Below are 13538 nucleotides of genomic sequence, written 5' to 3' on the forward strand. Positions count from 1 at the left end.
GCCCGCATTCCTCGGACGAGCTGGACGAGGAGGGGCTCCGGGAGCTGGCGGACCGCGTACGCCGCCCCCTCGGTGAGCGGCAGCCCGGTGGAGGCGGCCAGCTCACCGGCGGCCTCGTCCAGCAGCGCCCCCGTCCACGGGGCCGGGGGCGCGGCCACGGCCTCGAAGTCGTGCCAGGTGAAGCCGGGGGGCCGCCCGCCGACCGCCTTGATGAGGCTCTCCTTGACCGAGAAGGCGACGCGGCCCGTTCCCAGGTGCCGCTCGGCCGCGGTGGCGACGTGACGGGCGAGGAGCTCCCCGCCCCGGTCCGCGGCCCTGGCCAGCCGGCCGGACTCCACGATGTCCACGCCCAGGAGGACGGCGGGCGGGCTCACGCGAGTGCTCCGGCGCATCGGTCGACGAACGGCTCCAGCGCCGCGGTGTACTCCTCGGCGCACTCCACCATCGGGATGTGGCCGCTCTCCTCGATGAGGAGCGTCTGGTGCCCGTCCCGCCCGGCGAGGGCCTCCATCCAGGGGGCCGCGGGCGTCATCCGGTCGTGCCTGCCCCACACGTACAGGGCGGGGCAGGCCACCTTGTCCAGCGCCGGGCCGACGCGGTAGGCGCGGGTGGCCTTGAGGCTGCGGGCCATGGACACCATCGAGTCGGGCCGGTTGATCAGCTCGCCCGCCTCGGCCATCCGCTCGGGGGAGAAGTGGCAGCCCTGGTGGAAGAGCGCCGCCACCATGCGGCGGCCGAAGTCCTCGCCGGTCGGGCGGACGCTGCCGCGCCGGTCGAAGCTCAGCCCGACGTCCGGGTCGGGGCTGAGGCCGGGGGCGCCGCTCACCACGATGCCGCGGACCCGGTCGGGGCGGCGGCCCGCCAGGTCGATGGCGACGAGGCCGCCGAGGGAGTTGGCGCAGACGACGATGTCGCCCAGCCCCGCGGCGTCGCAGGCGTCGAGCAGCGTGTCGCCGAGCCGCTCGATGGAGCCCGCGATCTGGCGGTCCATCGCGCAGATGGCCTCGTTCGTGCGCAGCACCGTGCGGCCGGCCCGCGCCAGGGTGTCGTACGGGTGGTCCCAGATCCAGCCGCCGGCGAACAGCGCGGACATGAACACCACGGCCGGCGCTCCGTCACCGGGCCGGTGCTCGGTGGTGAATTCCCTCATCGTCAAGGCTCCAGTCACTCGGTCGCTCGGTCACAAGGTGCTCGGTCGCTCAGTCGCCCGGTCATCCGGTCGCCCGGTCGCCCGGTCGCTCGGTCGCTCGGTCACAGGGTCGAGGCGTCTTCGGGGATCCAGCCGCACTCGCAGGCCGCGCCCGTGCCCGCCGTCACGACCTGCGCGCAGCCGGGGCAGCGGGCGTAGTCCCGCACGGTGGCGGGATACCAGACGCTGGTGTGGACGCGCGTGCACAGCCCGCCCTTGAAGAAGCGGCGCATGGCCCGCTGGTGCGGCCGGGCGTGGACCGCGCGCAGCGACTCGGGCCTGTCGAAGGCGCTGAGCGTGAACTTGCGCCCGCCGACGTCGAACGTGGTCGCGCCGAGGAAGCCGCGCGAGGCGCGCAGCGACTTGACGATCTCCACGCTGAGCAGGTCCACGTCGGCGGACTCGGCGTCGTCGCGGACCTCCAGCCAGGTCAGGACGAGCGCGCCGGGGCGCTCGGTGCGCCCGCCCGCGGCCCTGGCGCTCACGCCGAACTCGCGGGTCTCGTCGGAGGCGGGCACGAACCGCGCCGTGTAGCCGAGGGCCTCGGCGACCGCGAGCCGGTCGAACACCCGCCGGACGTGCGTGCCGCCCGCGTCGGCGGTGACCAGGTCGAGGCCGGACACGGTGACGGTGCCGCCGGTCGCGGGCATGCCCAGGTACGCCTCGCGGTGGTCGGCCACGAGCCGCCAGGACACGGCGGCGGCGTCCCCGTCCCCGGTGACGAGGTCCACCTGGAAGCTCAGGTTCCTGAAGCGGGCCAGCGTGGCGGCGGCGTGCGCCGCCAGCGCCTCGCCGGACAGCGGGCCGGGGCAGTCGGGGTCGGTGTAGGTGCCGGCGGTGGCCGCGACCGCCTCGGCGTCGCCGGCCCGCCACGCCTCCAGGTGCGCCTCGGCCGTCTTCCTCGCGTCCATCAACCGCCTCCGTCTTCCGGTAACCGCCGCGTACGCACCGCCAGGGCGACCGCCCGGACGTGGGTGTGGCTGATCGACACCCGGATCCACCCGGCGCCGTCGGCGGCGTGCCCGTTGCCGGGACCCGTGAGCCCGCCACCGAGAGCCACGGACTCACCGCCGGGACCCGTGAGCCCGCCACCGGGAGCCACGAGCTCACCGCCGGGACCCGTGAGCCCGCCACCGGGAGCCACGAGCTCACCGCCGGGACCCGTGAGCCCGCCACCGGGAGCCACGGGCTCACCGCCGGGACCCGTGAGCCCGCCACCGGGAACCCCGGGCCCGGCGCCGGGAGCAGCAGGGCCGGCGCCGGGGGACGTGCGCGCGGCCAGGTCGCCGCGCAGGCGTACGGCGGGCGGGTGCCCGTCGAGGCAGGCCCCGTCCGCCCGGCAGGCCGGGGTGGGGAGCGGCAGGATCTCGACCTGGCCGAGGTGCTCGGGGGTCGGGGGCAGGCCGAGCAGGCGCAGGACCGCGCGCTTGGCGGCCAGCCGTCCCGCCCAGTGCTGCAGGGTGCGCCCGCCCGCCGACCTGAGGCGTTCGGCGCGCGTGTAGACGACCTCCAGCGGCATGTCGCCGACGAGCTCGCGGGGGCGGGTGAGCCCGGCGTGGCCGACGACCGCGCTACCCCACCGGTTCACGGGCCACCGCCTTCGCCAGCCGCCTGAGGGTGGTGGGGTCGGCCATGCTCAGGCAGCGCACCCCGGTGCGGCGGGCCAGCCCGGTGAGCACCTTGCTGTCGCCCACCTCGACGACGGGGACCGTCTCGGACGCCGTGTCGAGCACCGGGTCGAGCACCGGGTCGAGCGCCGTGTCGGTCGCCGGGTCGAGCGCGGGTCCCGGCGGGGCGGGGGCGATCGTCTCCATCGTGCGGGTCCAGCGGACGCGGCCGGTGAGCTGGGCGACCAGCGCCTGGCGCAGGACGGCGAGGTCGGTGGTGGGCTCGCCGGTGACGTTGGGGACGACGGGGACGCGGGGCTCGTCCATGGGGGCCGCCGCGACCGCCGCCGCCCAGGCGCGTTCCGCGCCCGCCATCAGCGGCGAGTGGAAGGCGTTGCCCACCCGCAACGGCACGATCTTGTCGGCGTCGACGGCGAGTTCCGCGAGCCGGTCGAGCGCGGCCGGAGAGCCCGACACCACCACGTGGCCCGGCGCGTTCTCCAGCCCCACCACGACCGGCTCCCCCGGTTCGGACGCGTCCGCGGCGTACCGCTCGACGCGTTCCACCGGCAGGCCCATCACCGCCCGCATCCCGCCGGAGACGGCGACCCCGGCCATGAGCCGGGCGCGCAGCGCCACCAGCCGGACCGTGCCGGCCAGGTCCAGCACCCCGGCCGCGTGCAGCGCGCTCAGCTCGCCCACGCTGTGCCCGGCCACGACGGTGGGCTCGTACCCCTCCTCGCCGAGGACGGCGAGCGCCGCCAGGTTGCAGGCCGTGACCGCGATCTGGGCGTGCTCGGTGGCGACCAGCGAGTCGAGCGGCCCCCGGGCGCACAGCGGCGAGATCGGCCGGGGCAGCAGCGCGTCGATCTGGTCGAGGCGCTGCCTGGCCGCCCGGCTGCGTCGCAGCCAGGCGCCCATGCCGACGCGGACCGTTCCCTGTCCGGGGAAGAGATAGCCCAGCATGTCGTCGTCTCCTTCCGCCGATCGGAACCGGCTAGAGCCTGCGCCTGGGGCGCCGCTCCTCGTGCGCGGGGCTTTCCGTGCCGAGGAAGCCGAGCAGCAGCTTGCTGACCTCGTCGGGGGCGTCCAGGGGGAGCCAGTGGCCGGCGTCCTCGATCCGCTCGTAGCGCCACGGGCCCTTGACGTACTTGCCGGAGCCGGTCATGCCCTCCTCCAGGAGAGCCTTGTCGCCCGCGCCCCAGATGCCGAGCGTCGGCGCGTACACCGGCGGGAACGGCCGGGCGGGGCGCAGCTCGGCCTCGGGCGAGCGGTTGGCCCGGTACCAGTTGAGGCCCGCGGTGAGCGCGCCGGGCCTGGCCAGGTCGCGCAGGTAGCGGTCGTGGTCGCCGTCGCGGCCCATGATCTCCTTGAACAGCCGCCAGCCGTTGCGCCGCAGCAGCTCCTCGCTCACCCCGGGGAACTGGTAGAAGAGCATGTACCAGGAGGCCGCCCGCTGCTCCAGCGAGGGCGTGGCGAAGACGCCGGGGTGGCCGACCGACAGGACCGCCAGGTGGTCGAGCCTGCGCGGCATCAGGAACGCGTACATCCAGGCGATCGCCGCCCCCCAGTCGTGGCCGACCAGGTGCGGGCGCTTGATGCCCAGGTGGTGCGTGAGGGCCACGACGTCGTTGACGATGGTCTGCATGCCGTACGCCGAGGCCTCCTGCGGCTTGCCGGAGTCCCCGAAGCCGCGCAGGTCGGGCGCGATGACCCGGAAGCCGCCCTCGACGAGCGCCGGGATCTGGTGGCGCCACAGGTAGGAGGAGTCGGGGAAGCCGTGCAGCAGGATCACGGGGTCGCCCTCGCCCTCGTCCACGTAGGCGAGGTCCACGTCGTTGACGCGTACGGTTCTCTTCTCGGTCATGCCGTCTCCCTGAACAGCCGCTCAGCGAAGAACTCGCTGAAGCCGAACTCCGGTACGTCCTCCGGGGCGACCATGTTGAGCAGCCCGGTCACCTGCGCGGCGAAGTTGCGCGCCATGAGCCTGCGGACCCGGCGCCTGCGCTCGACGGCCTCGGGCCCGAACTCCACGTGCAGCCTGCTGATGATGGAGGCGCCGAAGTCCAGGCGCTCCAGCCGGAAGTTCCGCTCCTCCACGTACGGCGCGAACGCCGCGGGCGACCAGTCGGAGGAGGACAGCAGGATGTCGCAGACCGTCCGGGAGTCGCGCATCGCGCACGACAGGCCGGTGCCGAGCACGGTGTCGGCGTTGCCCGCCTCGTCGCCGATCAGCACGACGCCCTCGGTGAGCGGAGGCCCCTCCGGGACGCTGGACACCGACGGCCACACCGACAGCGGGCCGGCGGGCGTCGACTCCGTCACCGCCTTGCCCCGGTCGGGCAGGCACTCCAGCTCGAACGCGGCCAGGAAGCGCTCGACGCCGCCCGGTCCCCGGTAGCGGTGCTTGTTGACGGTGGGGAAGTTGAGGTAGAGGCGGGCCCGGCCGTGGCCCTGGGGGAAGACCATGAACATCACGTCGCCCTCGGTGCCCATGGCCTGCACGTCGGGCGGCCAGCCGGCCATGTCCTCGACCATCATGCCGCCGCCCCAGTGGTGCATGGAGTTGCGCATGGTGATGCCGACCTGGCGGCCGACCGTGCAGCCCCGGCCGGTGGCGCCGAGCACGAGGCGGGGCCGCAGCTCGAACGCGCCCTCGGGGGTCCGGTACGTGACGACGGGCCGCTCCCCGGGAACGACGACGATCTTGGAGGCGTTCATCACCAGGTGGGTGCCCGAGGCCTCGGCCTGCTCGGCCATCAGCGCGCACACGGCGTGGTGCGGGAAGGACATGGGGCCGCCGATGCCGGGGATGAACCTGGTCATGTCCACCGCCTCGACCTCCTCCTCCGTGACGGCCTCGTCCCAGGTCATCCACTCGCGGATCTCCCAGGCGCCGCCGGCGGAGAAGCAGTCGTAGACGCCCAGGCGCTGCGCCTCCCTGATCCCCCAGGGGGCGAGCCATTCGCCGCGGACCAGGTCCTGGTAGTCGTCCTGCTTCTCCAGCAGCACCACGGAAAGCCCGCCGGCGGCCAGCTTGCAGGCGGCGGACGCGCCGGAGATGCCGCCTCCGACGATGACGACGTCGGGCTGCTCGGGTCGGGTCACTGCCCCCACCTCTCCCAGTAGGTGCGTTCCTTGGCTCGGTATCGATCGGCCGGGCGGAAGTCGGTGCCCAGCGTGTAGGCGACGGGGATCATGCAGACCTGCGTGACCCCGGTGGGGATGCCGAGCAACCGCCCGGTCTCGCGTTCGTGCGGCACGTGCAGGCACGTGATGGTGCTGCCGAGCCCCCGGCTGCGCAGGGCGAGCTGGAAGGACCAGACGGCGGGGAAGATGGAGCCGTAGAAGATGCTGGCCCGCGTCTCGCCGTGCTGGACGAGGTGGCCGGGATCTTCGGCGATCTTGTCGGCCATCCGCGCCCGCCAGCTCGCGTTGATGGCGGCGGCGTCCGGCGGCCGGCCGAGCACGCAGGGGATGACCAGCACCGGCACCGACGCGATCGTCTCGGTGAGCGCCTGCGCGGAGTCGTAGTTGCGGCGGGCCTGCGCGTCGTGGCGCCGCCGCCCGGCGTTGGTCCACATGTCGTTGCGGTGGAAGGCCCAGGAGGAGCGGATCATGTCGGCGAGCTTCTCCTTGACGCCCGCCTCGGTGATCACCAGCCAGCGCCAGTTCTGGTGGTTGTTGGCGGTGGGCGCCTGGACGGCGACCTCCAGGGCCTGTTCCACGATCTCCCGGGGTACCGGCCGCTCCAGGTCCAGCCTGCGGCGCACGGACCGGGTGGTGGTCAGCAGCCGGTCGGTCTCGGCCACGTCGAAGGGCGTGGCGAAGGGTGCGCCGAGGGGCGTGTCGAGAGGCGTGTCGAAGGGCATCCCGCTCACACCTCCTCCAGCAGGACGGCGCCGCGGACCGAGTCGTGCGCCGCGGTGAGCGCCAATGCGCTCGCCACCGGCCCGGCGAGCTCGGGGCGGGTCACGTACGAGCCCAGGTCGCCGGCGAGCGGCTCGTCGAGCCCGGCGAGCGCCGGGGCGAGGCCGTCGCGGACGGCGAGCGCGGCCAGGGCGATGTTCATCGCGCCGGTGGCCGCCTGGCAGTCGCCGATCAGCGCCGCCGAGGCGGTGAGCAGCGCGCCCGGCACGCGGGCCAGGACCGCCGCCGCCTCCTCCGCGTCGCGGGGCGTCCCGGTGGCCGCGCCGAGGACCAGGCCGGGCTCCGCCCCGGTCAGCGCGAGGCTGCGCGCCACGGGCTCGGCCCCCTGCCCGGCCGCGTGCCTGGTGCCGGCCACCCGGGCGTACGGCCTGCCGCCGCGCTCCGCGCAGTGGGCGGCCGACTCGACCACGAAGGCCACGGCCCCCGATCCGGCCACCGGCGCCGTCCCGGTGCCGTACGGCACCGGCCCGCCGTCCCCGGCCGGCGCGGGGGCGCCGGGGGTGACGCCGGGGGTCTCGTCGGCGGCGACGACGAGGACGACCTCGGCCTTGCCCGCGTCGATCATCTCCAGCGCGCAGTCCAGCGCGATGGAGGCCGACGCCGCGCCGTTGCAGAGGGTCGTGGTGGGGCCGCGCAGCCCGAGCGTCTGGCAGACCGCGCCGCCGGTGGCGTTCAGCACGACGTTGGAGAAGCTCAGCACGGCCGGCTTGTTCGGGTTGAGCGCGATGCTGTCGTCGAAGCCGCCGGTGCTCTCGGCCGACCCGGCGCCGGTGGCGAAGACCAGCGCGACGTCGTCCAGCGCCTTGCGCGGCAGCTTGAGCCCGGCGTCCTCCCAGGCCAGGCGGGAGGCCGCGATCGCCAGGCGCGACAGGCCGTTCATGTGCCGCCACAGCGACCGCGGCGCGAACGTGCGGCCCTCCAGCGACGGGGCCAGTCCCGCGCCGTGGTGCCCGGCGGCGATCGCCGCGGCCGTCTCGGCGATGCCGGTCCCGGCGCCGGTGACCGGCCCCAGCCCGCTGATCACCGCCTCCCTGCGGGGCGTCGGGTCGTACGGGATCGGGTCCCGTGGCCGGGCCAGCACGAGGGAGACGTTGTTGCCGCCGAAGGCGTAGTTGTTGGAGACCACCGTGCCGATGGGCATCTCCCTGGCCCGGTTCGGCACGTAGTCCAGGTCGGCCGGCGCGTCGTCGTCGTCGAAGCCGATCGTGGGCGGCGCCACCCCGTGGTGCAGGGCGAGCACACTGGCCACGGCCTCGACCGCCCCGGCGGCGCCGAGGGTGTGGCCGACGAAGGACTTGATGCTGCTGGTGGGCACCTGGGCGGCCCGCTCCCCGAAGACCAGGCGCATGACCTTGGCCTCCATGGTGTCGTTGGCCGGGGTGCCGGTGCCGTGCCCGCTGACGTAGTGGACGTCGCCGGGGGTGAGCCCGGCCTCGGCCAGCGCGCGGCGCACGGCGCTGGCCCCGCCGCGCCCGGTGGGGTCGGGGGCGGTCGCGTGGTAGGCGTCGGCGGACAGCCCGTATCCGGCGACCTCCGCCAGCGGCGTGACGCCCCTGGCGAGTGCCAGGTCCAGCGGCTCCAGCAGCAGGAACGCGGCGCCCTCGCCGAGGTTGAGCCCGTCGGAGTGGCTGTAGGGCCGGCACGGGCCGGTGCTCATCGCCTGCAGCCCGGCGAAGCCCGCGTAGGTGCCGAACAGCAGGGGGTCGACTCCGCCGGCGAGGACGGCGTCGGCCTCGCCGGTGAGGATCTTGTCCCTGGCCAGGCCGATCGCGTTGCCCCCGGCCGCGCAGGCGGTCGAGACGAGGACGCGCGGCCCGCGCAGGCCGAGCCGCTCCGCGACCACGTCGGCGGTGTGGTGCATGGGCTGGTAGGCCCCCGCCGGGCCGGGGGTGGCCTGGCACTTGCCGAGGATGATGCCGAACCGGTCGGGGGCGGGGGCCGCCCCCGCCTGCTCGACCGCCTGGCGGGCGGCGACGAGCGCGAGCCGCGCCGTGCGGTCCCCGGCCGCCTCGCCGGCGGGGACCTGGGCGTCGATCCAGGCGTCGGGCACCTGGCCCGCGTGTCTGGCCGCGAACACGGCGAACGCCTCGTCCTCGATCGGGGCGAGCCCGCCCCTGGCCGTGATGAGCCGCGTCCAGAACTCCGCGGGGTTCCTGCCGGCCGCGCAGATGATGCCCAGTCCGGTGACGACGACGGGCCGCAGCGCCATGCTCTGCCTCCTTACTCAGCGTGACCCGCCGATCAGATGATCGGAATGCTCCAGCTCTTGGGCACGATGTACGGGCTGGTCAGTGTGGTGACGGAGAGGCCCGCGACGGTGAGGTCGAGGCCGGCCGCCGCCAGTTCGGGGTCCACCCTGGCCAGGCCGAGGGTGGCGCCGAGGCCGGTGCTGTGGACGGCGTGGACGACCTCGCCCACGTCCTGGCCGCCGGCGAGCACGCGGGTGCCCGGTGCCGGGACGCCCTCGCAGCCGGTGAACCCGACCGTGCGCCGCCCGCCCCCGGCCTCGAACGCCTCCAGTACGGCGGCGCGGCCGACGAAGTCGTCCTTGGTGATGTCGACCAGCCAGTTGGCGCCGATCTCGATCACCGAGGCGCCCGGGGTGGCCTCGTGGCGCAGGATCGGCTGGCGCACCTCCAGCATCGCCAGCTCCAGCGCCTCCTGCCCGGCGGCCTGGGCGTGCTCCAGCGCGCCCTCCCACAGGGCGGGAGCGGACTCCCGCGAGACGATCATCTGGTAGCCGTACTCGCCGGTGTAGCCGGTCCTGGCGAAGACGAGGTCCACGTCGTTCCAGGTGGTGTCGACGACGGACTCGAACGGCAGCGAGGCGAGCTCGCCGTCGAGCAGCCGGCCGACCACGCCCCACGCGTACGGGCCCTCCAGGCCGATGACCGTCAGGTCCGCGGAGCGGTCGACGATCTCGGCGCCCTCCTCCGCGTGCGCCAGCAGGTGCTCCAGCAGGCGGGTGCCGGCGCCGCAGGAGCTCTCCAGGAGCAGCCCGTCCTCCCGCCCGAAGGCGATGACCTGGTCCACGACCTGGCCGGACTCGTCGAGGACGAGGCTCATCATGCAGCGGTCGGAGGTGAGGTACTCCACGTCGCGGGCGAGAATCCGCTGGGCGAAGTCCACGGCGGCGGGGCCGGTGATCTCGATGAGCCGGTGCCCGCCGAGGTCGAGCACCGCCGCGCGGTCCCGGAGCACCTGGTATTCCTGTGAGGTCGAGGAGAAGCGCAGCGGGACCGTGCTGTCGCCCACCTCTCCGTGGACGGTGTCCTCCGGATGCCGGGTCACGAGGACGCTAGCCATGGTTCACACCTTTCGCGCGGAGTGTTGGGTCGCCGGGTCGGCGATCGTGAGGTTTCCTTCGGCGGCGACCTGGCCGTCCACCCGGGCCGAGACCCGGTACTCGGCGAATCCGGTGGCGCCGCCGGTCTGCTCGGCCGTGAGCACGAGCTGGTCGCCCGGTACGACCGGGCGGCGGAAGCGCATCGACCTGACGCCGGCCAGATAGCCGATCTCGCTGGCGCCCGCCAGGGCGAAGACCACCCCGGCGAGCTGGGCCATGGCCTCGACGACGACGACGCCGGGCAGCACCGCCTGGCCGGGGAAGTGGCCCTGGAACCACAGCTCGGTGCCGGTGACGTTCTTGGTCGCCGTGCCCTTGACGCCGGGCACCACCTTGACGACCTGGTCGAGCATGAGCATCGGCCAGCGGTGCGGCAGCACGGCGCGGATCTGGTCGTGGGTGAGCCCGGTGATGGGCGGCGCCTGCGGGGCCGCCGTCATGCCGGTGCCCTCAGCGCGGGGTCGACCTCGTCCGCGAGCCGCGACACCGAGCCGAAGACCGCCATGTCGCTGTCGTAGAGCGCGACGCCGAACTCGGCCTCGATGGCGACGTAGAGCTCCAGCACGTCGAGGCTGTCCAGTTCGAGGCCCCGGCCGAACAGCGGCTGGTCGTCGGTGATCCAGCCCGGCTCGATCTCCAGGTCGAGCCGGGACACGATCATCTTCTTGATCTGGTTGCAGGTCTGCTGCCGCTGGGCGGCCTTCGCCCGCAGTTCGTCGATGGTCATGGATTCTCCTTGTGCTCCGGGCCGATGGCCGGACGGGTCACTGGAGGCCGCCGCCGTGCGCGACGACCACCGAGCCGGACATGTACGAGGCCTTGTCCGAGGCGAGGAAGCTGACGATGGAGGCGATCTCCTCCGGCCGGCCCATCCGGCCCAGGCGAATGCGCGACTCGTAGCGTTTCTTGATGTCGGCGGGCACCTTGCGGGTCATGTCGGTGGAGACGAAGCCGGGGGCGACGACGTTGGCGCGTACCCCGTGCGGGGCCGCCTCGTTCGACAGGGCGTGGGTGAAGGCGATGATCGCGCCCTTGGACGCCACGTAGTTGGTCTGGCCGGGGAAGCCGCCGTCGAGCCCGCTGGAGGAGGAGATGGTCACGATCGACCCGCTCCGCTGGTGCTGCATCAGCTTCAGCGCCTCGCGGCAGGCGAGGAAGGTACCGACGAGGTTGGTGTCCACGGGGGCGCGGAACTGCTCCAGGCTCATCGCGATGAGGTAGCGGTCCCGGGTGACGCCCGCGCTGGTCACCAGCACGTCGAGCCGGCCGTGTTCGGCCCGCACGGTACGGAAGAGGCGTTTGACCGCCTCCTCGTCCGTGACGTCGGCCTGCACGGCGCTCGCGCGGCCGCCTTCCTGCGCGATCTGGTCGACCACTTCCTTGGCCTCGCTTTCGGACCGGGAGTAGTTGACGATGACGTTGGCGCCTTCCCGGGCCAGGTCGAGCGCGACGGCCCGGCCGATCCCTCGGGACCCACCCGTCACCACGGCCACGGAGCCGGGGGCAAAGAGCATCATCTCTCCAGGAATTCGATAATCGCCGGATCGATCGATCTGGATCTTTCCTCATAAACTACTAAGCCTCTGCATCATGCCTACATCACGCAGATATTCTGGTATTGACTCGAATTTATCGATATATGAGTCTTGGCCCATGAATGAGCTCGATGTCGAAGTCCTGGTCGTCGGAGGCGGGCCCGTCGGGCTCTGTGCCGCCATTGAGCTCGCCCGTCACGGAATATCCGTACTGCTGGTGGAAAAGCGGACGGGAACCTCCATTTTCCCGAAGGCCCGCCTGATCACCACCAGGACGATGGAGCTCCTGCGCGCCTGGGGCGTCCACGACGAGGTCGAGCGGGCCGGCATGCCCCGGGAGGAGTTCCTCGCGGTGGGCGTCGGCAGCTCCCTCAGCGCCGACGACTTCGTCCGCTCCGCCGCCGAGCTGGAGCGGGACGCCCCGCAGAGCCCCACCTACACCTTCCTGTGCGCGCAGGACCGCCTGGAGGTGATCCTCCGGCGGCTGGCCGGGTCCCTGCCGGAGATCGACGTGCGGTTCGGCGCCACCATGACCGGCATGAGCGCCACCCCCGGCGGCGTGACGGCGACCGTGCGCGGCGCGGACGGCGAGACGCGGGTGCGCTGCCGCTACCTGGTGGCCGCCGACGGCAGCCGCAGCGGCGTGCGCGAGGACCTCGGCATCGCGACCGAGGGACCGCCGCCGCTCGGCCACATGATCAGCATCATGTTCGACGCGGATCTCGGCTTCCTGCCCCCCGAGCGGCGGGCCGCGCTCTCCTTCCTGACCGACCCGCCCTGCGCGGTGGAGGCGGTGGACCACGAGCGCCGCTGGATGGTGCAGACCGGCTACGAGCCCGAGCTCGGCGGCAGCCCGGCGGACTTCACCGAGGAGGCCTGCCTCGCGGCCGTGCGCGCCGCCGTCGGCGTGCCCGGCCTGCCCGTCACCGTCCTCGGCGTGATGCCGTGGCTGCAGCAGGCCCTGGTCGCCACCGCCTTCCGGGCCGGGCCGGTCTTCCTCGCGGGCGACGCCGCGCACGTGGCGACGCCGCAGGGCGGGTTCGGCATGAACTGCGGCATCCAGGACGCGCACAACCTGGCCTGGAAGCTCGCCGCCGTGCTGCGCGGCACCGCGGGCGAGGAACTGCTGGACACCTACGAGGCCGAACGCCGTCCCGTCGCGGCCCGCACGGTGGACGAGAGCCTGAACAACGCGCTGATCACCTTCGCCATGATGGAGGGCCGGCTGTCCATGCGGGAGGCCATCGAGCAGCAGGCCGGGCGGCGCAGCTGCGAGGGGCTGGTGCTGGGGTTCCACTACGACTCCGCCGCCGTGCTGCCCGACGGCACCCCGCCCCCCGCGCCCGCCGACCCGTACCGGACGTACGCCCCCGCCGCCCGCCCCGGGCACCGGGCCCCTCACGTGTGGCTCCACGGACCGGGCGGGCGCGTCTCGACGCTGGACCTGCTCGGGCCGCGCTTCACGCTGCTCGCCCCCGGGGGCGGCGGCTGGCCGGGACCGGCCGCGGAGGCGGCCCGCCTCACCGGTGTCCCGCTCACCGTCGTGGAGATCTCCGCCGACGACTCCCCCTCGGCCGCGGCGACCTCCCCGCACCTCCCCGGGGACCCGCTCACCTCCCCGCACGTCCCCGGTGACCAGCCCGCCGCCGCGGACGGCCCGCCCGCCTCCCCCGTACGGGCCGGGGAGCACGGCCCGCTCGCCTCTCCCACCTGGGCGAAGGAGTACGGGCTCGGCCCGGGGGGCGCCGTCCTCGTCCGTCCCGACGGGCACGTCGCCTGGCGCTCCCCCGACGGCCCGGCCTCGGCAGAGGCGCTCGCGAGGGCACTCGGCCTGATCCTGGCCAGACACTGACGCGGTCGCGCCGGAGCGGGCCTCCAGCGCGGTGTTGCCGGTGCTCCACCAGGGGGCGGTGCCGCTGTCGAAGGTGCCG

General features: G+C 74.1%; 14 protein-coding genes. 1 reads left to right on the forward strand and 13 read right to left on the reverse strand.

Translation table 11 applies throughout. The features are described 5' to 3' along the window. From ABT053_RS42980 to fabG, 13 genes are all read right to left on the reverse strand, one after another. A partial coding sequence (locus ABT053_RS42980) for a 4'-phosphopantetheinyl transferase superfamily protein (protein WP_350977904.1) occupies positions 1–374 on the reverse strand: 374 nt, incomplete at its 3' end. Beyond that, positions 371–1150, reverse strand: a complete 780-nt coding sequence (locus ABT053_RS42985; protein WP_350977906.1) for an alpha/beta fold hydrolase — start codon at positions 1148–1150, stop codon at positions 371–373. The genes ABT053_RS42985 and ABT053_RS42980, both read right to left, overlap by 4 nt. Positions 1151–1251: 101 nt before the next feature. Then, positions 1252–2100, reverse strand: a complete 849-nt coding sequence (locus tag ABT053_RS42990) for a nuclear transport factor 2 family protein (protein ID WP_350977909.1) — start codon at positions 2098–2100, stop codon at positions 1252–1254. Continuing rightward, the gene (locus ABT053_RS42995; RefSeq protein WP_350977912.1) at positions 2100–2777 is read right to left on the reverse strand and encodes a holo-ACP synthase; all 678 of its coding nucleotides are present in this window, start codon (positions 2775–2777) and stop codon (positions 2100–2102) included. Before ABT053_RS42995 ends, ABT053_RS42990 begins: the two co-directional genes overlap by 1 nt. Further along, positions 2761–3762: an ACP S-malonyltransferase gene (locus tag ABT053_RS43000; RefSeq protein WP_350977914.1), complete on the reverse strand. Its 1002-nt coding sequence runs from the start codon at positions 3760–3762 to the stop codon at positions 2761–2763. The genes ABT053_RS42995 and ABT053_RS43000 overlap by 17 nt, the downstream gene beginning before the upstream one ends. A 31-nt stretch (positions 3763–3793) precedes the next feature. Continuing rightward, positions 3794–4663 (reverse strand): alpha/beta fold hydrolase, encoded by an 870-nt coding sequence (locus ABT053_RS43005; protein ID WP_350977915.1) that lies wholly within the window; start codon positions 4661–4663, stop codon positions 3794–3796. Further along, entirely contained in the window at positions 4660–5904 is a 1245-nt protein-coding gene (locus ABT053_RS43010) for an FAD-dependent oxidoreductase (protein WP_350977918.1), read from the reverse strand. The genes ABT053_RS43005 and ABT053_RS43010 overlap by 4 nt, the downstream gene beginning before the upstream one ends. Continuing rightward, the gene (locus ABT053_RS43015) at positions 5901–6668 is read right to left on the reverse strand and encodes a nitroreductase family protein (RefSeq protein WP_350977920.1); all 768 of its coding nucleotides are present in this window, start codon (positions 6666–6668) and stop codon (positions 5901–5903) included. The genes ABT053_RS43010 and ABT053_RS43015 overlap by 4 nt, the downstream gene beginning before the upstream one ends. 5 nt (positions 6669–6673) lie before the next feature. Further along, a complete protein-coding gene (locus tag ABT053_RS43020; protein ID WP_350977922.1) occupies positions 6674–8935 on the reverse strand; it encodes a beta-ketoacyl synthase N-terminal-like domain-containing protein in 2262 nt (753 codons plus the stop codon). A 32-nt stretch (positions 8936–8967) separates the two neighbouring features. Continuing rightward, positions 8968–10032 carry an aminomethyl transferase family protein gene (locus tag ABT053_RS43025; RefSeq protein WP_350977924.1) on the reverse strand — a complete coding sequence of 355 codons (1065 nt, stop codon included), beginning with the start codon at positions 10030–10032 and terminating at the stop codon, positions 8968–8970. A gap of 3 nt (positions 10033–10035) precedes the next feature. Continuing rightward, positions 10036–10512, reverse strand: coding sequence for a 3-hydroxyacyl-ACP dehydratase FabZ (fabZ, locus tag ABT053_RS43030; protein WP_350977927.1), 477 nt, complete (start codon positions 10510–10512; stop codon positions 10036–10038). Continuing rightward, complete coding sequence (locus ABT053_RS43035) at positions 10509–10799, reverse strand: acyl carrier protein (protein WP_350977930.1); 291 nt, start codon at positions 10797–10799, stop codon at positions 10509–10511. The genes fabZ and ABT053_RS43035 overlap by 4 nt, the downstream gene beginning before the upstream one ends. Before the next feature lie 37 nt (positions 10800–10836). Then, the gene (fabG, locus tag ABT053_RS43040) at positions 10837–11586 is read right to left on the reverse strand and encodes a 3-oxoacyl-ACP reductase FabG (protein ID WP_350977933.1); all 750 of its coding nucleotides are present in this window, start codon (positions 11584–11586) and stop codon (positions 10837–10839) included. 139 nt (positions 11587–11725) lie between these two features. Here fabG and ABT053_RS43045 point away from each other — a divergent pair, with 139 nt between their 5' ends. Next, entirely contained in the window at positions 11726–13459 is a 1734-nt protein-coding gene (locus ABT053_RS43045; protein ID WP_350977935.1) for an FAD-dependent oxidoreductase, read from the forward strand. The last annotated feature ends 79 nt before the right edge of the window (positions 13460–13538 follow it).

It is taken from the genome of Streptosporangium sp. NPDC002524 (assembly GCF_040295985.1).
Taxonomy (GTDB): Bacteria; Actinomycetota; Actinomycetes; order Streptosporangiales; family Streptosporangiaceae; genus Streptosporangium.

Excerpts from the sequence above, each read along its gene's own strand:
- ABT053_RS42985 (WP_350977906.1), bottom strand. The coding sequence starts at position 1,150 with ATGAGGGAATTCACCACCGAGCACCGGCCCGGTGACGGAGCGCCGGCC.
- ABT053_RS43035 (WP_350977930.1), bottom strand. The coding sequence starts at position 10,799 with ATGACCATCGACGAACTGCGGGCGAAGGCCGCCCAGCGGCAGCAGACC.
- fabZ (WP_350977927.1), bottom strand. The coding sequence starts at position 10,512 with ATGACGGCGGCCCCGCAGGCGCCGCCCATCACCGGGCTCACCCACGAC.
- ABT053_RS43025 (WP_350977924.1), bottom strand. The coding sequence starts at position 10,032 with ATGGCTAGCGTCCTCGTGACCCGGCATCCGGAGGACACCGTCCACGGA.
- ABT053_RS43000 (WP_350977914.1), bottom strand. The coding sequence starts at position 3,762 with ATGCTGGGCTATCTCTTCCCCGGACAGGGAACGGTCCGCGTCGGCATG.
- ABT053_RS43005 (WP_350977915.1), bottom strand. The coding sequence starts at position 4,663 with ATGACCGAGAAGAGAACCGTACGCGTCAACGACGTGGACCTCGCCTAC.
- fabG (WP_350977933.1), bottom strand. The coding sequence starts at position 11,586 with ATGCTCTTTGCCCCCGGCTCCGTGGCCGTGGTGACGGGTGGGTCCCGA.
- ABT053_RS43020 (WP_350977922.1), bottom strand. The coding sequence starts at position 8,935 with ATGGCGCTGCGGCCCGTCGTCGTCACCGGACTGGGCATCATCTGCGCG.
- ABT053_RS42990 (WP_350977909.1), bottom strand. The coding sequence starts at position 2,100 with ATGGACGCGAGGAAGACGGCCGAGGCGCACCTGGAGGCGTGGCGGGCC.
- ABT053_RS43015 (WP_350977920.1), bottom strand. The coding sequence starts at position 6,668 with ATGCCCTTCGACACGCCTCTCGACACGCCCCTCGGCGCACCCTTCGCC.
- ABT053_RS43045 (WP_350977935.1), top strand. The coding sequence starts at position 11,726 with ATGAATGAGCTCGATGTCGAAGTCCTGGTCGTCGGAGGCGGGCCCGTC.